16 protein-coding genes, 1 pseudogene and 1 riboswitch are annotated in these 16,573 nt (G+C 58.8%); of the genes and pseudogenes, 5 read left to right on the top strand and 12 right to left on the bottom strand.

The genetic code is table 11. The features are described from left to right. The first annotated feature begins 44 nt into the window (after positions 1 to 44). Positions 45 to 347: a hypothetical protein gene (locus tag C8N45_RS00165; RefSeq protein WP_108384144.1), complete on the top strand. Its 303-nt coding sequence runs from the start codon at positions 45 to 47 to the stop codon at positions 345 to 347. On the opposite strand, the gene C8N45_RS00160 is transcribed toward C8N45_RS00165, so the two are convergent. After that, a complete protein-coding gene (locus C8N45_RS00160) occupies positions 331 to 2,256 on the bottom strand; it encodes a hypothetical protein (protein WP_108384142.1) in 1,926 nt (641 codons plus the stop codon). The two genes, C8N45_RS00165 and C8N45_RS00160, sit on opposite strands and share 17 nt — an antisense overlap. A gap of 100 nt (positions 2,257 to 2,356) precedes the next feature. Between C8N45_RS00160 and mnmH the strand changes: the two genes are divergently transcribed. After that, entirely contained in the window at positions 2,357 to 3,409 is a 1,053-nt protein-coding gene (mnmH, locus tag C8N45_RS00155; protein ID WP_108384140.1) for a tRNA 2-selenouridine(34) synthase MnmH, read from the top strand. Here the strand turns inward: mnmH and C8N45_RS00150 are convergent. From C8N45_RS00150 to C8N45_RS00125, 6 genes are all read right to left on the bottom strand, one after another. Beyond that, on the bottom strand, positions 3,406 to 5,505 hold the full coding sequence (locus tag C8N45_RS00150; RefSeq protein WP_108384139.1) for a slr1591 family oxidoreductase: 2,100 nt from the start codon (positions 5,503 to 5,505) through the stop codon (positions 3,406 to 3,408). The genes mnmH and C8N45_RS00150 overlap by 4 nt on opposite strands. Positions 5,506 to 5,529: 24 nt before the next feature. Then, positions 5,530 to 6,087, bottom strand: coding sequence for a pyridoxamine 5'-phosphate oxidase family protein (locus tag C8N45_RS00145; RefSeq protein WP_108384137.1), 558 nt, complete (start codon positions 6,085 to 6,087; stop codon positions 5,530 to 5,532). Continuing rightward, positions 6,080 to 7,114, bottom strand: coding sequence for a lipocalin-like domain-containing protein (locus tag C8N45_RS00140; protein WP_108384135.1), 1,035 nt, complete (start codon positions 7,112 to 7,114; stop codon positions 6,080 to 6,082). Before C8N45_RS00140 ends, C8N45_RS00145 begins: the two co-directional genes overlap by 8 nt. Then, complete coding sequence (locus C8N45_RS00135; RefSeq protein WP_108384133.1) at positions 7,104 to 9,488, bottom strand: ABC transporter permease; 2,385 nt, start codon at positions 9,486 to 9,488, stop codon at positions 7,104 to 7,106. The genes C8N45_RS00140 and C8N45_RS00135 overlap by 11 nt, the downstream gene beginning before the upstream one ends. Then, a complete protein-coding gene (locus tag C8N45_RS00130) occupies positions 9,485 to 10,141 on the bottom strand; it encodes an ABC transporter ATP-binding protein (RefSeq protein ID WP_108384131.1) in 657 nt (218 codons plus the stop codon). The genes C8N45_RS00135 and C8N45_RS00130 overlap by 4 nt, the downstream gene beginning before the upstream one ends. Before the next feature lie 80 nt (positions 10,142 to 10,221). After that, the gene (locus C8N45_RS00125) at positions 10,222 to 10,584 is read right to left on the bottom strand and encodes a VOC family protein (RefSeq protein WP_108384130.1); all 363 of its coding nucleotides are present in this window, start codon (positions 10,582 to 10,584) and stop codon (positions 10,222 to 10,224) included. A gap of 134 nt (positions 10,585 to 10,718) precedes the next feature. On the opposite strand from C8N45_RS00125, the gene C8N45_RS00120 reads away from it, so the two are divergent. Continuing rightward, complete coding sequence (locus C8N45_RS00120; protein ID WP_108385056.1) at positions 10,719 to 11,894, top strand: acetyl-CoA C-acyltransferase family protein; 1,176 nt, start codon at positions 10,719 to 10,721, stop codon at positions 11,892 to 11,894. Between the two features lie 42 nt (positions 11,895 to 11,936). Here the strand turns inward: C8N45_RS00120 and yaaA are convergent, their stop codons facing one another. Together yaaA and hspQ are read right to left on the bottom strand one after the other, a co-directional pair. Then, a complete protein-coding gene (yaaA, locus tag C8N45_RS00115; RefSeq protein ID WP_108384128.1) occupies positions 11,937 to 12,713 on the bottom strand; it encodes a peroxide stress protein YaaA in 777 nt (258 codons plus the stop codon). 143 nt (positions 12,714 to 12,856) lie between these two features. Then, positions 12,857 to 13,183, bottom strand: coding sequence for a heat shock protein HspQ (gene hspQ / locus C8N45_RS00110; protein ID WP_108384127.1), 327 nt, complete (start codon positions 13,181 to 13,183; stop codon positions 12,857 to 12,859). An 82-nt stretch (positions 13,184 to 13,265) separates the two neighbouring features. On the opposite strand from hspQ, the pseudogene C8N45_RS00105 reads away from it, so the two are divergent. Then, positions 13,266 to 14,146 (top strand): annotated as a pseudogene (locus C8N45_RS00105) (AEC family transporter). Positions 14,147 to 14,222: 76 nt separating this feature from the next. Then, a complete protein-coding gene (locus C8N45_RS00100; protein WP_108384125.1) occupies positions 14,223 to 14,813 on the top strand; it encodes a transglycosylase SLT domain-containing protein in 591 nt (196 codons plus the stop codon). Here the strand turns inward: C8N45_RS00100 and C8N45_RS22950 are convergent. The 3 genes from C8N45_RS22950 to C8N45_RS00090 all read right to left on the bottom strand — a co-directional run bounded on the left by C8N45_RS22950 (position 14,790) and on the right by C8N45_RS00090 (position 16,158). Beyond that, positions 14,790 to 15,050, bottom strand: a complete 261-nt coding sequence (locus tag C8N45_RS22950; RefSeq protein ID WP_133175911.1) for a hypothetical protein — start codon at positions 15,048 to 15,050, stop codon at positions 14,790 to 14,792. The two genes, C8N45_RS00100 and C8N45_RS22950, sit on opposite strands and share 24 nt — an antisense overlap. Before the next feature lie 56 nt (positions 15,051 to 15,106). After that, entirely contained in the window at positions 15,107 to 15,589 is a 483-nt protein-coding gene (locus tag C8N45_RS00095) for a RidA family protein (protein WP_108384123.1), read from the bottom strand. Between the two features lie 158 nt (positions 15,590 to 15,747). Beyond that, a complete protein-coding gene (locus C8N45_RS00090; RefSeq protein WP_245882502.1) occupies positions 15,748 to 16,158 on the bottom strand; it encodes a M14 family metallopeptidase in 411 nt (136 codons plus the stop codon). Positions 16,159 to 16,435: 277 nt separating this feature from the next. Continuing rightward, positions 16,436 to 16,541: riboswitch (guanidine-I (ykkC/yxkD leader) on the top strand. Positions 16,542 to 16,573: the final 32 nt, after the last annotated feature.

Below are 16,573 nucleotides of genomic sequence, written 5' to 3'. Positions count from 1 at the left end.
CTCTTGCCCCTTCCTCGGGGCACCATCCCTTTTGGAGTGATCGTATGTTGATCAGCCGCACGCTTGCCCGCAGACGCATCAATGCGGGCAGGCCGACATCGCGGAAACAGGCGTGGATTCCGGTGGCCCTTGATACGGCCCTGATTGTCATTGTGCTTGCACTTGCTTTGCAGCCCGCACTTTTCTTTGTTTACTATATGCAACTGTCGCTGTTCTGGCTCGCACTCTTCTTTTTTATCCTGTTCTTCCTGCCCGCCCAAATTGTGATCGTCATCTCGACGATATGGGCGGTCCGGTCGCGTTGGATTGATCAGGATGAGCGCACGAACCCTAATCGCGGCGGATAACACCGGTCACGGCAGCCGCGCCAATCGCCGTGACGATCCAGCCAAATGCCGTCAGCAGCCACCTGATCCACCAGAGCCACCAGCCCCAGGGTCCGCGCGTTGTTGATGGTGCCCAAGATGCCTCTTGCCCCAGTGAAATGATCGGAACGACCACATCGACGGCGTAGGCCAACGGGTGAAACGTCTCGTAATCGCGGCCTTCGGTCAGGACGGTGGCACCATCGGGGGCCAGCATGTATTTGTCCGACCAGACCTGCGCAGGGTTCTGAACGCGTACGTCAGTTGCCAGTGCCTGCCAACCCGGCGACATCAGCACAGGGCCAATTGTCGGGGCGAAGTCACCCTCTTTCCATGCGCGGTCGGCCAGAAACCAGCCAATCGCAATGAGGGTAATCAGCACGTAGAAGCTGCGCTCTGGCCTATGCCCATAGCCGACGACCAGGCCAAATATCCGGTCTGCAATCACACTGCCGATGCTGCGGAGTTTCTTGCGCAGAATATAGCTGTTCTGCTCGGCCCGGAATTGCTGCCGGGCCAGTTGCAGTGTCAGGGCGTCGGTAAAAGAGGGCGCGCCATCAGGGGGGAACAGCATCACAAGCCGTGCAAGTTCTTCGTCAACTGGCCTGCGTGCGGAAAGTTTTGCGAAGGCGTCAGCCCTGTCTGAGTCCGGCAGTTGCCCGGCGGCAACCAGATCACGCCGCCATTGCCGTTCACGCCGCCAGCGGGTGCGCGATGCGCGTCGCTGTTCTTTTTCCTTGGCGACCATGATGTCACGCGCGTCCGACTTGTGCCCGGTGTCGCGCAGAAGCTTTGCAAGCTGTTCGTACGGCTGCGGATAGAATTCGCGGCGCGATATGGCCCCTTTCTTGAGCCATGCGAGCCGTTCACCTACATCAATCCCGCCATGCAGAATGTCATAAATGAACCCACTGAGGAACAGGCCATCTGTCTTGACCCAACTTTCGTGATCATCCCAAAGGTCTCCCACATGCGCCGATGTCAGATCGACGGTGCCGGTCAGCCCCTTGATCCTACGCCAGACGAACCCTTCGCGGACAACAAGCCGTTGCGCATTCAGCGCCAGCCCGTCAGGATTGCGCAAGGTCCCGTGTGAACAATCCAGCACACCACCGATTTCGGCCCCCAGAAAGCTGACCTCGCCGGTACTGTTGGCATAACAGCAAAGCACATCGCCCTGAATGCGCGCGCTTTGGGCTTGCAGCGCATGCCCCGCCGGATTGCTCAGGTCGGACCCAATGCAAACCAACTGCCCGTCGATGCGCGCCCCCAGCAGGCTGACCATCCCTTCGGCCACGGTTCCTTCCAGCAGCACGCTACTGGACACGGACATGCCCTGCGCCTTGATCGCAGACCTGCCCGGATTACGCAGTGTCGCATGGACACAAGACAGATGCCCGCCGATTTCGGACCCCGACAGAGAGATTTTTCCGTCCGAACGCGACCCGTTCAGGGTGACGTTACCACTGACCTGCACCCGCGATGCATTGATGCCATCGACCAATATGCAATTGACGATGGCCAGCCCGTCCGCCCGCAGTTGTACCAGTTCCGCCCGCTGCGCCAGATGACAGTTGAAGAAATCAATCGGTCCGTGTGCCCGGGTAAAGCGCAGGTCCAACAGCCCGCCGATCCATGCCCCATTGACTGTGATGCCCGATGGTTGCGTCTGAAAATCCTTGCACCCCCCCAAAATCAGATAGCGCAACAAGGCCGCCCTGATCAGAACGTGCGGTGCCTTGTGGTTTGGCACTCTCTGGCTGATATTTGCCGTTTCCCCCCGGCTCGCCGCGTTGATCAGAACAAGCTCGGCCGGGGTCAGCAAGTCATCATCGCGCAATTGGACGACTTGCGCCCAATGGGTGATCATATGCAGGTCGTCATAAGTCATCAGGTGCAGGCTAGTGCAGATCACGCAGGATTAGAATCCTATTTTCATCTGCCCATGGACCCACTTCCTTTGCCCGGATGTCTGGGTTAGATGCGGGCACATGCCAGTGACCTTTGACAGCCTTGATGCGATCCTGAACCACGGTTTTGACACTGTGATTGATGTGCGTTCGCCCGCCGAATTCGCACAGGATCATATTCCGGGTGCGATCAATCTCCCCGCGCTGGACAACGGTCAAAGGGCCAAGGTTGGCACAATCTACAAGCAGATTAGCCCGTTTGACGGGCGCAAGGTCGGTGCCAGCATGGTCATTCGCAACTTGGCTGACCACATCAGCGGGCCATTGGCAGACAAGGACGGTGCGTGGCGGCCGCTGGTCTATTGCTGGCGCGGCGGGCAGCGGTCGGGGGTTTTTGCGACGCTCCTGTCGGAAATTGGCTGGCGCGCCCAGACCATCAATGGCGGCTACACCAGTTTCCGCCGTCTCGTGAACAAGACCCTTTACGACGTGCCACTGCCGCATCGGCTGGTTTTGCTGGATGGCAATACCGGCACAGCCAAAACGGACCTGTTGCACAGGCTGGCTGCACGCGGCGTACAGACATTGGACCTTGAAGGGCTGGCCGCGCATCGCGGGTCGCTGCTGGGGGCCATGCCCAGCGGCCAACCGGCACAAAAGGGGTTTGAAACCGCCCTCGCCGTGGCCTTGAATGGCTGTGATCCCGACCGCGTAGTGGTGGTCGAGGCCGAAAGCAGCAAGATTGGCAAGCTTATCCTGCCGCCGATGCTATGGACTGCCATGCTGGCCGCCCCGCGCGTCGCGATGGACGTGCCTTTGGGCGCGCGCGCACAGTACCTGTCGCGGGCCTATCATGATGTGATTGCCGATACAGAAAAGTTAGCCCAACGGCTTGCCCCGCTGCGCTGGGTGCGCGGCCATGCGATTGTTGATCAATGGATTGCCTTGTCTCAGGCGGGCGACTTGGTGGGGCTGTCAAAGGCATTGGCCCAAGACCACTATGACCCGGCCTATGCAAAATCACGGCGCATCAACGAACGCGAGGTGATTGCGACAGTGTCAGCAGCAACACTGGATGATCAGGGTCAGGAAGCCGCGGCCGACGCCATCATTGCAGCCATCGCAAGGCTTTAGTGCAAAAGGATCTGCCCCGATGCGTCTGTGATTTCACCGATTACCACTGCGGGATAGCCTGCGGCTAGCAAGTCGCCGATGATTGTCTCTGCCTCCCCCGACGCGACTGCCGCCAGCAATCCACCTGCCGTTTGGGGATCATAGACCAGATCAAAGGTTTCTCCGTCAATCAGCCCGGCGCCAGCAACGTTATCATCAAAAATGCTGGACTGTATGCCTTTCGCGGAAAGCTCCGCGGCCCCGTCCATCAACGGAATGGCGTCAGTTTGCAGGGCGGCCCCGACACCGGATGCATCACAGATTCCGCGCAAGTGCCCCGCCAGTCCAAAGCCGGTAACATCGGTCATCGCATGGGCACCGCGTAAAATCTGCGACGCGGCAGCTTGCCCCTTTATCATGTGCGCAAAACAGGCCATCACATCGGCACCACGGGCCTTGCCCGCCATTTCAGCCGCCATGATGGTACCGCTGCCAATCGGCTTTGTCAGAATCAGCGCATCACCCGGCCGCGCGCCCGCCAGCGTGATCGGTTTGTCGCAAAGCCCCGTCAGCGTGAATCCAATCGTCAGTTCCTCGCCCAGTGACGTATGCCCCCCCACGATCCTTGCGCCCGCCTGTGCCATGACGTCCGTGGCAGTTTGCATGATTTCGGCCATCGTGCGCGCCTGCAAGTCGCCCGACAGCGGCGGCAGGATAATGCTAGCCGTCACAGCCTGCGGCGTGGCGCCCATTGCCCAGATATCGCCCAGCGCATGGACCGCCGCGATCCGCGTCATCAGGACCGGATCAAGCGTCAGCGCGCGCAGATGATCGGTGCTGATCACCTGACCAGGCTGCACCATCGCCGCGTCATCGCCGAATTGATCGACAAGCATGGTTTCCAGCGTCGCACGTCCAACTTTCGCGCCGCACCCCCCGCACATCGGCTTATCGCCAAGTGCTTCTTTCAGGCCCTTGGCATGTCGTTTTGGCAAGTGCGGCGCTGCCATCTGCGGCAGATCATCGAACTGGTCCATGAATTTGCGGTCAATATGATCCTTCAGCTTCCACAACACCGGTCCTTCGCGCGCGGTCCCGAATTTTTCGGCCAAGGCGGATTTGCCTCCCATCGACACCAACTTGAGGTAATCCTTTTGCGGCCTGTAGCGGCGCAGCGCACCGCCTGACAGGGCAGCGCGCAGATTGTCAAACAGCACCGGCGCTTCGCGCACGGCATAGACACCCGCCTTGGGGCGCGGATCGAATGCAAGATGGGCACAATCGCCAACGGCAAAGATATTGGGATCGTTGGATTGCAGATGCGCATCAACGGTGATGAAACCCTCGTGCAGGTCCAATCCGGTCGTTGCGATCCAGTCATGCGGTTTCGCGCCCGCCGCGCCGGTGGTGAAATCGCTGCGGATGGTGCGGCCGTCTGTCAGAGTTACACCTTCAGGAAAGACCTCGGACACGTCCGCATCTTCGATGATCTCGACCTTTTGCGCGGTCAAGGCGGCCATCATTCTTGAGCGGGCCTTATATCCCAAGGCACTCAACACCCGGCTGCGGTCGATCAGGCGGACTGTCGGGTTGCGATCCCTGAGCGCATGATGCATCGCCATCGCCAATTCCGCCCCGGCGACGCCGCCGCCGATAATCGCGATCTGCGGGTCTTGGGCGGTGGCCCGAAATTCATCCCAACGCGATGCAAAGGTGCCCAGCGGTTTAGCCGGAATGGCATGGGCACTGAAACCCGGCATTTGCGGCATCGCAGAGGTGATCCCAACATCTATCGCCAACACATCATAGGCAATCGGCGGGTGCCCATCCACACTGACCGTTTGCGCATCACGGTTGATGCCCGTTGCATAGTCATTGATCAGGCGCGCACCCGCGAAACGCGCCAACCTGACCAGATCGATATCCAGCTCATCGCGACTATAGTGCCCTGCCACAAACCCCGGCAGCATCCCTGAATAGGGCGCGGTCGGGCCGGGGTTGATGACGGTCAGCCGCACACCAGGTAGCGGGTTCATCCCCCATTGGCGCAGTACAAGCGCATGGGTATGGCCGCCCCCCACCAATACAAGGTCGCGTGTCAAAGGAAATGTTTTCATAACCGATCCTTAGCGGGCTTGGACCTAAGGCGAAAGCCATTGCCCGACCCAGTCATCGGAACGTGAATAGATTGCGCGCTGATGGTCGCGCCCAAGGTAAACCGCATCAATTGTCAGCACTTCGCAGTCAAGCACGGCAAAGGCGTCTGGGTCAGGGCGTTTCTGATAGGCCAGCCGCTCCTCAATCGGGTGCCCGGGCACAGGTGCAACCCCATAGCTCAGCTGGCTGTGGTCCGGGACCTTTTCCCACAGATCGCGCACTGATGCACCTGACCGCACAGTCACCTGCAGGCTCAGCCGGACCTGAAGCGATTTCCGGTGATCCCAGATCACCAAGGCAGCACGCGGATTTGCTTTCAGACTGCGCACCTTGTCCGAGTAGATATCTGTATAGACGGAAACAGTTCCTGCCTCGGGGTCGGCGCCGCGTATCACAACGGTCCGCGCCTCTGGCCAGCCGTGCGGGGACACTGTGGCAAACGTCGGGGTCTTGGCGGGGTGATCAGGATCAATCAACCCCTGCACAATCGTATCCCAGACCTCATCGCGCATGCCCTTGCGGGACTCGAACCATTCACTCATAGCCTGTCATCTCCAGATAGCCTGTGCCCGTATGACTGCCGGATACACGCACCGGCCCTTCCCAATAGGGCACCGATGTTGTCATCCACGCATCGGGATTTATAGCATCTACAGTGACGTTGACACCCTTTGCAGGCAAGCTGACCGCCCACGATACCGGGACTTCGCCACCCTTGGTTTGGTATGTTTCACCCGGATCGGCAGTGAAAGCCCCGTCGGGAAAAGCCGTCGTCGCCCCGTCCGGCGCGATCCATGTGGCCGAGGTGTAGCTGTTGCCATCGGTCTGCTGCAAGCGAAAGCCCATCAGCTTGGCACCATCATCAAACGACAATGAAAACCAGTCCCAGCCGGTTTGATTGTCCGCCAAGGGCTGCGATGACCATTCCCTGTCGAGCCAAGCGTTACCAGTGACCGCAACCGTCCCTTCAGGCAGGTCCAGTGTGCCCGCAATTTCAAAGAAGGGCTGCGAATAATAGTAAGACGCCTGCCCTTGCGCGGATTTCACCGAAAATCCCTTGTCCCCGTGAAACACCAGCGGCCCCCGCGCGGTCAGCGCCATGTCATAGCCGAAAGTCGGTCCACTGGCGGTCATGTCCAAGGTCTGCCAATCCCCTGACAATGTCCAATCGTCAATCCATGCTTCAAACGGGTCAGCCACAACACCTGCTTGCCCGATGCCGCCACGTGCCAGCCGTTCGCTGACGTGATGTGCCGTCGGGGTGGTCACCGCTGCATGGCCCATCCAGATCTGTGGCGCGCGCCAGCCATCGCCTTTTTCCGGGGCCAAGGCAGATCGGAACAATGTCCATTGCAGGCCGTAAGGCGTGCCATCTGCTGCCTGAAGGTTTGCGGTCAGATACCACCATTCGATCCGGTAATCATTGTGCGGGCCATGGTCGGCAGGGAAGTCGAACGCAGGGTCCGGGGTCGGTATGCTGAAGCCTTCGGCGTCGCTGCCCAGCCCCGCAAAGCCCTGTGCGAATGCTGCAAAAGGAAACAGACAAAAAATCCAAACTCTAACGTTCATTGGAAAACACCTTGAGCAAATCCGCAGGCGGCGTGCGGGCCAGTTTACGTGCGGGCCAAAGGGCGGCCAAGGCTGCGGCCAGCAAAGCAAAGAGCCCCAGTCGTGCATAGTCCCAAGGGAAGATATACATCGGCAGTTGCCAACCAAAGGCAGCTACATTGACAACTGCCAGCAGCGCCCACGCCAGCGCCAGCCCCAAAGGCAAGGCCACAATCGCCGTGAGCATAGCCAGCAGAACCGCGCGCATCAGTTCCAACCTGCCCAGCCGCGCCCTTGTCATCCCCATCGCCCATGCCGGGGCCAGTTGCGGGACGCGCATCGTGGCAAGCGTCAGCAGGCTCATCAAAATGGCAAAGCCTGCAACGGCGAGTGTGAGGATATTCAGCGCCGTCGTCACCGTAAAAGTGCGTTCAAATATCGCCAGCGAAATTGCCTTGATCCCCGCCTGATTGATCGTCTGGCTGGGTGGAATTCCCGTTTGCGCCTCTAATCCCGCCACGAACTCCGGCACTTTTTCGGCTGGCATCCGCACACCGAACCGGTCAGGCATCACATCGGGGTAAAGCCGAAAAAACTGCGCTTCATTGATCAAGGCTTGCCCAATCGGGTTGCCGTAGTCGCCGTAAACACCCGCCACAGTGAAGGTCTGATCCTGCAAGCGTATCTCATCGCCCAGATCAAGCCCTGCCCGTCTGGAAAGCTGTTCGTTGATCAGGATCGTCTGCCCCGCAAAAGTCGTATCCCACGGGTCGGGCGTGGCCTGCAAAAAGGCCCAGTTGTCACGGTAGGTCGCATGGTCACGCGCGCCGAATACCTGCGTGGGCTGACCTTCAATGTCTGTCTCGGCGCTTTGGATAGGCAAAAGCGCATCGGCAGTTTCGGCGGCATAGGCGATCAGGGCTGCAGTCTGGCGCGCATCTTCGGTGCTGACATAAAGCTCGGACGCGAGCCGTTGGTCCAGAAACGCCGTAAATGTCAGCCGAAAACTGGAAACCATGGTCGACACGCCCACATTGGCCGCCATCGCCAACAGCAGCGCCATCAGCGCCAGTGACAAGCCCGGCAATTGCTGGCGCGTATCCGCCCAGAACCACTGGGCCGTGACCGACTTGGCCAACCCGCCAGCCACACGCAATATCTGGTCAAGGATCAGCGGCAGAGCAAGCGCCGCCCCGATCAGCAAGGCCCCAAGCAAAGTGAATCCACCGATCAGACCGTCGGCTGTGACCATCAGAACCGCTGACATGATCAACAGGCAGACCGCGATTGCCCCTTGTGCCAGTGCGCGCTTTCCCGCAGCCATGGCAAGGGCGCGGTGCTGGGCGGCGGCCAGCAAAGGCATGCGTGACAGCTTGTAAAGCGCACCGCTTGCCGCAAGTGCGGTGCCGCCAAGTGCGATGGCAAGACCCGACAGCCACCATGACGGGCGCAACTGCAAGGTCCCTGATACATCCGCCCCATAAAGCCCGCGCAGGGTCGCAGCCACATCAGGCAGCAGCAGGGCCGCAATCACATACCCCAAAGCCACGCCAACGATGCCTGCGACCAGCGCGAAAATCATCAGCTCCGCCGCCATCAGAATGATCAGCCGGCGCAACGGCAGGCCAAGCGCACGCAGCGTGCGCACAACGGGCCTGCGCTGTTCAAAGGCCAGCCCGATGGCGCCGTTCACAATGAAAATCCCCACCGCAAAGGACAACAGTCCAAAGGCCGTCAGATTGAGGTGAAAACTGTCAGTCAGCCGCCCTACATCAGACCCACCCTGCGCCTGTTGTCGCGTCAACTCCGGCGCAATATCAGCCAGCGCCGGTCGCCCTTGGGGCTGTGCCGGCAAGACAATCAGACTGTCGATCCGGCCAGACTTTCCCAGCAGGTCTTGTGCCACGCCGATATCGGTCACGGCGGTGCCCGGCGCTGTCTGGGGGCTGATGATTACGTCAAGATCAGGCAGCCGTGCTGCGGTTTCGGCATTGCCAAACAACTGACCCGCGCCGGTTAGAAAACTGCCGATATCCGCATCCTGGGACAGGTTGACCGGGCCAATCCCGCCGGGCGCTGTCAGCGGCTCGACCCCGACAATGCGCACCCCGTCCAATCGGCCCTGTACCACAGGGCTGACCAGCCAGCCCGCACGCCGCAAGCGCACATATATGGTCTGATCCATCGGCTGGCCGTCGCGGCGCGTCAGCCTGTCATATTGCCCTTCGCCCAATGTGGCGGCGGCGGCATCATAGCTGGCGCGGGCTTCGGCATTGACCGCCTGCACGCCGGACCACAGGGCCGTCGCCAAGGCAAGACCCGCCAAAAGTGTGAATAGTTGCAGCGGGTTACGCCACCAGTGTGACAGCAGCGCATGCAACGTCGCCCTTGTCATGCGACCTGACCTGCGCGCAGATGCAGACGTCTTTGCATCCTGCCCGCCAGAGCGTCGGAATGTGTCACCATCAACAGTCCGGCGCCGGTTACCGTCACAAGCTCAAGCATCAGGTCCATGACCACTGACGCCGTGGCCTCGTCCAGATTACCGGTGGGTTCATCGGCCAGCACAAGGCGGGGTTTGGGGGCCAGCGTGCGGGCAATCGCAACGCGTTGCTGTTGGCCGCCGGACAATTGTTCGGGGTATTTGCCCATTTGCGGGGTCAATCCCATACGATCCGCAAGCACCGTCAACCAGTCAGGATCATATCGACCAGCAAGACGCGCCTGAAACGCAATATTGTCTGACACTTTCAAACTGGGGATCAGGTTGAATTGCTGAAACACCACGCCTACCGTACCGCGACGCAAATCGGCACGGCCATTGTCATCAAGTGCCGCAATATCGACGCCATCCAGCATGATCTGCCCCCGGTCAGGCGTATCAAGCCCGCCGATCAGATGAAGTAACGTACTTTTGCCACTGCCGGATTCACCCGTCAGCGCCAGCGTTTCACCCGCGTCGAGCGTCAGGCCGATACCGCGCAGCACTTCAAAGGGGCCATCGGCGGTGGCGTATGTTTTGTGAATATCTTTGACGTCTAGCAGCATGACCCCTCGCTTATCCGTGACCTATCACGTCCGATTGCGAAGGAAACGCCCTTGCGACAATTTACACCGTCGAAAACGGGTCAGACTGGCGCGGCTATGAACTCCATCCGGTTGCCCACGGGATCGTTGCAGAAGAAGCGGCGCACATCAGGCAGTGCCGTATCCCACGTCACCGGATAGCCCTTGTCCGCCAGATCGCGGGCCAAAGCGTCAATATCCGCGACTGCAAACGCCAAATGGGCCTTTGTTGCCGGGTGAAAATCGAGGTCCACTCCGAAATGCACCTGCAATTCCCCCGCATTGGCCCAAAATCCGCCCCTGCCGCGCAATGGCGCAGGTTTGGGTATCTCAACCATGCCCAGAGCATCGCAATAAAAGGCTCGCAAGTCATCCTCTGAACCCGCAGGGAGCGCCAGTTGAATATGGTCAAGTGCTTTGATCATAGCGCCCCGGATAGCATACATTAGCATACATCAAAACAGGCCAGAAACGAACGTCCGTTTTCATATGACCTCACGTTTTGCTGTTCACCCCGAGCAGACAGGATACAGTTGCGCAAACAGCAAGGGAGGCCACATTGACAGATATCGTAATTCTTGGCGGCGCACGGACCGCAATCGGCACATTTGGCGGGTCGCTGGCCGGAACCAGCCCGATTGAACTGGGCACGACAGCGGCCAAAGCGGCGCTGGAACGTGCACAGGTCGCGGGTGATAAGATTGGCCATGTGGCCTTTGGGCAGGTGATCAATACCGAACCAAAGGACATGTACCTGAGCCGTGTCGCCGCGATGCAGGCCGGTGTGCCTGACAGTGTGCCCGCGATGAACGTCAACCGGCTTTGCGGGTCGGGGGTTCAGGCCATCGTGTCCGTGGCCCAGTCGCTGATGCTGGGCGATGCCGACTTTGGACTGGCGGGCGGTGCTGAATGTATGAGCCGGTCTCCCTTCATCATTGCCGATCAACGGTGGGGCGCCAAAATGGGCGATATCGTCACGCAGGACATGATGCTGGGCACCCTGAATTGCCCATTCGGAACTGGCCATATGGGGGTGACTGCTGAAAACGTGTCGGGTGAATTTGGGATCAGCCGCGCAGAGCAGGACGCTTTCGCCCTGCAAAGCCAGCAGCGCGCGGCTGCGGCGATGGCGGCCGGGCATTTTGACAGCCAGATCACCCCGGTCAAGGTCAAACGAAAACGCGAGATGGTGGATTTCGTCACTGACGAACATGCCAAAGCGACAACAGCAGAGGCCCTTGCAGGCCTGCGCCCGGTCTTTCAGAAGGACGGAACCGTCACGGCTGGCAACGCCTCTGGCCTGAACGACGGCGCGGCCGCCATCGTGCTTGCCACCGCGGATGCCGCTGAGAAAGCAGGCCTGACGCCCAAATTCCGCATCCTCGGCTACGCCCACGCCGGTGTGCGGCCAGAGGTCATGGGGATCGGCCCCATCCCTGCGGTGCAGAACCTGCTGGCCAAAACCGGGCTTTCGGTTGGCGATTTTGATGTGATCGAATCCAACGAAGCTTTTGCAGCACAGGCGCTTGCAGTGTCAAAAGAGCTTGGATTTGACCCGGCCAAGGTCAATCCCAACGGTGGGGCCATCGCGTTGGGCCATCCGGTCGGTGCGACGGGGGCCATCATCACGATCAAAGCCATGTACGAGTTGGAACGTACCAGCGGAAAACGCGCATTGATCACCATGTGCATCGGCGGCGGACAAGGTATCGCTATGGCGATTGAACGAATCTAGGTCCAAAAAGAAGCCGTCATCCCGCCGCGCGCCAGACCAGATTCATGCAGCGGCGGGATAGTCCCGCAGGAACACCCAATTGTTGCCCTCTGACAGGTCCGCGTCATAGGCGTAACCACCCGTGACGAAATCCTTGATTCCTTCAGGGTCAGTTAACCTGTTCTCAACGACAAAGCGCGCCATTGCCCCGCGTGCGCGCTTTGCGAAAAAGCTGACGATGCGCGGTTTGTCGTCTTTGATCTCCATGAACACAGGCGTAATGACCCGCAGTTTCAGGGCCTTGCGGTCGGCGGCACCGAAATATTCCTGACTGGCGCAATTGATCAGCGTATCTGCACCCTGCGCCGCGGCTTGCGCGTTCAGGGCCTTGGCGATGGTGTCGCCCCAGTAGTCATAGAGCGACTTGCCCCGCCGCGTTTTCAGTCGGCTGCCCATTTCCAGACGATATGGCTGGATCGCGTCCAGTGGACGCAAGACACCGTAAAGGCCCGACAGAATGCACAAGTGATCCTGCGCCCACATCAGGTCATCTTCGGTCAGGGTTTTTGCCTCCAGCCCCTGATAGGTGTCACCATTGAAGGCCAGCGCGGCAGGTTTCACCACATCCGAGGTCGGCTCTGGCTGGAAGGCCGCAAACCTGTCGCGGTTCAACCGGGCCAGATCGTCAGAAATACTCATCAGGGCCTTGAGATCTTTCAGCGTCAGGTTCTTGGCGGTTTTCGCAAGGCTGATCGCTTCTTTTTGAAAGGCAGGCTGGGTCGGCGCAATGTCCACAGGGGCCATATCAAGGGATTTTGCGGGGGAGACGGTGACGAGCATTCTACATTCCTTTCAGACTTGAGCGGAGATGTAACATTCACACGGACAAAGACCAGCCCCCGCACGCATTTGCACGCTTTCGCGGCAAGCTTACGGCCAGCAAGGCAAAAAACCGGAGTTAATGGGGGCCGTATTGAACGGGCTTAGTTCAGTTGCACCTGAAGCGGATACTGGCCATCCTCGAACGGGCCAAACAGGTCGTCAACATCGGGGTGATCGACAGGCTCACCAGAATAATCCGCGACAAGGTTCTGTTCGGATACATAAGCCACATAAAAACTTTGGTCATTCTCGGCCAGCAGGTGATAGAACGGCTGGTCCTTTTTGGGCCGGCTGTCTTCGGGGATGGCGTTGTACCATGCATCGGTATTAGAAAAGATCGCATCCACATCAAATACCACGCCGCGAAACGGATGTTTGCGGTGACGGACCACTTGGCCCAAATGATATTTCGCGCGCGTCTTAAACATAATTCACAATACCCCGAAATCGATATAAGCGGTGAAACGGTGAAAAGTCCACCATATCGGCTAAATTTTTGGGAAACAGTTTGTGAACATTGCACTGACAGTTTTGAATATCACCGCACCTGTTTTCATTCTCGCAGCCATCGGCTTTGTCTGGGTCAAGCTCGGGTTCGAGTATCGGGTCCAGTTTGTGACGCGGCTGGCAATGACCTTGTCGGTGCCGTGTTTGGTGTTTGTGGCCCTGATGCAATCCAAGGTGGAGCCGACTGCTTTGGCAACTCTGTCCTTTGCGGCCCTAGCCGCTTACGCAGTCATCATGATCGCCAGCTTTGCCGTCGTGCGTCTGATGCGGCTGGATGTGGCAACCTTTGTCGCCCCGCTCGCCTTTGGCAATACAGGTAACTTAGGTCTGCCGCTGGCGCTGTTCGCCTTTGGACAGGAAGGGCTTGGGTTGGCCGTGGTCGTCTTTGCTGTGATGGCAATCTTTCCTTCACGATTGGCATCTGGATCGTGTCAGGCGGCGGGTCGCTGCGCCGCGTGGTGCAGGAACCACTGGTCGGAGCAACGGTGCTTGGTGGCATCTTTCTGTGGCAGGGCTGGCAGACGCCAGTTTTCCTGACGAATACGCTGGATCTGATCGGGCAGATCGCGATTCCGATCATGCTGATAACGTTGGGGGTCGCCGTAGCGCGGCTGGAGACCAAAGCATTGGGTCAGGCGTTTGTATTGTCCGTGATCAAATTGGCGATCTGTTTTGCAATCGGCTGGGGTACGGCGATGTGGTTCGATCTGGATAAGGTGGCGAGCGCCGTCCTGATCCTGCAGGTGACCACGCCGGTGGCTGTGACCTCTTATCTGCTGGCCGAAAAATACGGCAGCGATGCCCGCCCGGTAGCCGGGTTGGTCGTGGCCTCGACCCTGCTGTCGATTGTGGCAATTCCGGTTATTCTTGCCTTCGTGATGTAGCCGGGACGTCTTTATCGTTCACAGGCGCAAATTCCTTCGCTATAGTTTGAAAAAAACATATAAAAGCGAGCGGCAAATGAGCAGTTTCCTTCGCGCGATGATATTGATGCTGGTTTTGGGCAGCTGTGGTGGTGGGTCAGGCTATGGCAGCGCCCCGCGGGACCTTGATAACGCCTGTAGTATCGTGTCGCAGCGCCCCGAATATCTTCGCGCCTTCAAAACGGTTGAACGCCGCTACGGTGTGCCGGTGCCTTCCCTGATGGCGATCATCTATCAGGAAAGCAAATTCATTTCCGACAACCGGACACCGCACCGGTATGCATTGGGTGTGATCCCGGTCGGGCGGCAGTCGTCGGCATTTGGCTATTCGCAGGCGCTTGACGGGACATGGAAAGAATACCAGCAGGCCAAAGGCGGGCGCCGCGCCCGCCGTGATGATATCTATGCAGCGACCGACTTCATGGGCTGGTACATGGAACAGACCGTGGCAGAGACCGGCGTGCCGATCTATGACACCCGCAACCAGTATCTGGCCTATCATGACGGGCGTACGGGGTTCAAAAGAGGCACATGGAAATCCAAAAGCTGGCTAGTCCGCATCGCCGGAGAAGTTGAAACCCGCGCTGTGCTGTACGACACCCAGCTAAGGTCCTGCGGGCGGCGGTAAATCAATATAAAAACCGCTGCGCCAGTCGGCGCGGCGCGTCGTACGTGCACGTGATCCTCCACTGAAGGAGCCCCGGCGACCATCAAAATCATTTTCGCCATCGGCTAAAAGGAAATGGAGCAAGTCGCCTCCTGCCGCTGCGACTAAGGCGCTTCCCGAAAAGCTGTGGATCAGGTATTTCGCGAAACGCTGTCGGTGGTGCGCATTTTTCCATCTATCTTCCGGGATTTCGATCATGTTGCGAAACACCGGTGCTGCGCGCACGGAATGAACGTGCGCTGCTGCTGTATAATCTATTCGATTTCCACTTCACCTTCGATTTCCATCGCAAACCCAAGCGGCAGCGCGCTCACGCCAATCGCCGACCGCGCGTGGCGACCAACGTCCCTTCCGAATATACCTATTATCAGATCACTAAACCCATTGAGCACAAGGTGCTGCTCTGTATAGCCCGGAGCGGATGTCACCATTCCGAATACCCGTGACCAGCCAGTAATTCTGGATAGGTCGCCAATCTCGGCCTTGATATTTGCGAGGACAGAAAGTGCAACCTGCTGCGCTTCGTTATAGGCCTCATCGGTTGTGAAGTCGCTTCCCACAACGCCAAAAGGGCCGGCAATGCCACCATCCATTGAATTCTTGGGGTGACCTGAAAAAATAAGGCGGTTGCCGCGCAGGTTCACAAAGGAGAACGGCAAATGCAGACCATTGGGAACCCTTGTTGGTGCGGGTAAGTTGAACCCAAGCTCACTCAGTTTTTCTTCGATTGGTCCCATGAAGAATCTCCTGTAAAGATCGTTTACCTGTCAGCTTAAAGAGTATCTATTGCCGTGTCAGCTTTGGACCCTCGGACAAAAACGTTCTCGCGGTATTGCGCTTTTGGCGAGTGTTGCGTGCTGATGTGAGCGGCGCGGGTTTTGCGGGCGATGCGACTTCACGCGGTTCCTGGGGGCATGCGCCGGATAGCCCGATCTGCTGGTGCGACGGGAGTGCGGGGCCGGGTCACCCCGACGCCGTTAAACACCCACGCATTGAGCAGATTGACCGCATAATCTGCCAAAGGCAGGATCACTCGCCCGCGGATATCGGGCGCACCAAGTGTACGCGCAGGGTTTGCCACCGAGATCTGGCCTTCATATTCGTCACCATGAACGCCAGCCAAAATCATCAGGGCCGGGCATTGACGAAGCATGAAAGAGGAAACCGCCATCAAGACCCTTGCCGCCGTGGCCCATCCGACACGATTGGCCGCATTTCGGCTATTGGTGAAATCCGCGCCAACGGCGTTCCAGCGCTGACGATAGCAGAGCGATTGGTGGCAAAGCCATAAACGTCGTCTGGCCATCTCGCCATCCTGAAGCGCGCCGGCCTGCTGACAATCACGCGCAAACGGCGCGAAATCAGAACCGGGTCGAATTCACACACTGCGGGAAAAAGCTGCCGTTGCCTTAAGTGTAATGAACGCCCTCGTGCATATGAATATCGCCTTGACCAGTTCTTATTGGACCTTCTGGAGAGGCACGTCTGAATATTTCGCCCGAAAAATAGGCAGGTTCAAGGTGAGTAAGGGAATTGGTGAACGTCACAGTTGAGCGACGACTGGGTCTCATCGTTAGGTTAGAGTGCAGGATAACTAGGGTTCCGCCCACGTGCTGGGGTCAGGTCCAAGAGTTATCGCCGTCTGCCCTCAGGTGGTTCGGTACACGGCGGGGCAAAATCCCGGGAGGCTACTGTGCAGGTTTGACCAGCGCTTCATGTTG

The organism is Yoonia sediminilitoris (genome assembly GCF_003058085.1).
Lineage (GTDB): Bacteria > Pseudomonadota > Alphaproteobacteria > Rhodobacterales > Rhodobacteraceae > Yoonia > Yoonia sediminilitoris.
The sequence above is the reverse complement of the archived record's forward strand: the minus strand, read 5'-3'. Positions and strand labels throughout refer to the sequence as shown.

Excerpts from the sequence above, each read along its gene's own strand:
- C8N45_RS00165 (WP_108384144.1), top strand. The coding sequence starts at position 45 with ATGTTGATCAGCCGCACGCTTGCCCGCAGACGCATCAATGCGGGCAGG.
- C8N45_RS00160 (WP_108384142.1), bottom strand. The coding sequence starts at position 2,256 with ATGACTTATGACGACCTGCATATGATCACCCATTGGGCGCAAGTCGTC.
- mnmH (WP_108384140.1), top strand. The coding sequence starts at position 2,357 with ATGCCAGTGACCTTTGACAGCCTTGATGCGATCCTGAACCACGGTTTT.
- C8N45_RS00150 (WP_108384139.1), bottom strand. The coding sequence starts at position 5,505 with ATGAAAACATTTCCTTTGACACGCGACCTTGTATTGGTGGGGGGCGGC.
- C8N45_RS00145 (WP_108384137.1), bottom strand. The coding sequence starts at position 6,087 with ATGAGTGAATGGTTCGAGTCCCGCAAGGGCATGCGCGATGAGGTCTGG.
- C8N45_RS00140 (WP_108384135.1), bottom strand. The coding sequence starts at position 7,114 with ATGAACGTTAGAGTTTGGATTTTTTGTCTGTTTCCTTTTGCAGCATTC.
- C8N45_RS00135 (WP_108384133.1), bottom strand. The coding sequence starts at position 9,488 with ATGACAAGGGCGACGTTGCATGCGCTGCTGTCACACTGGTGGCGTAAC.
- C8N45_RS00130 (WP_108384131.1), bottom strand. The coding sequence starts at position 10,141 with ATGCTGCTAGACGTCAAAGATATTCACAAAACATACGCCACCGCCGAT.
- C8N45_RS00125 (WP_108384130.1), bottom strand. The coding sequence starts at position 10,584 with ATGATCAAAGCACTTGACCATATTCAACTGGCGCTCCCTGCGGGTTCA.
- yaaA (WP_108384128.1), bottom strand. The coding sequence starts at position 12,713 with ATGCTCGTCACCGTCTCCCCCGCAAAATCCCTTGATATGGCCCCTGTG.
- hspQ (WP_108384127.1), bottom strand. The coding sequence starts at position 13,183 with ATGTTTAAGACGCGCGCGAAATATCATTTGGGCCAAGTGGTCCGTCAC.
- C8N45_RS00100 (WP_108384125.1), top strand. The coding sequence starts at position 14,223 with ATGAGCAGTTTCCTTCGCGCGATGATATTGATGCTGGTTTTGGGCAGC.
- C8N45_RS22950 (WP_133175911.1), bottom strand. The coding sequence starts at position 15,050 with ATGATCGAAATCCCGGAAGATAGATGGAAAAATGCGCACCACCGACAG.
- C8N45_RS00095 (WP_108384123.1), bottom strand. The coding sequence starts at position 15,589 with ATGGGACCAATCGAAGAAAAACTGAGTGAGCTTGGGTTCAACTTACCC.
- C8N45_RS00090 (WP_245882502.1), bottom strand. The coding sequence starts at position 16,158 with ATGGCCAGACGACGTTTATGGCTTTGCCACCAATCGCTCTGCTATCGT.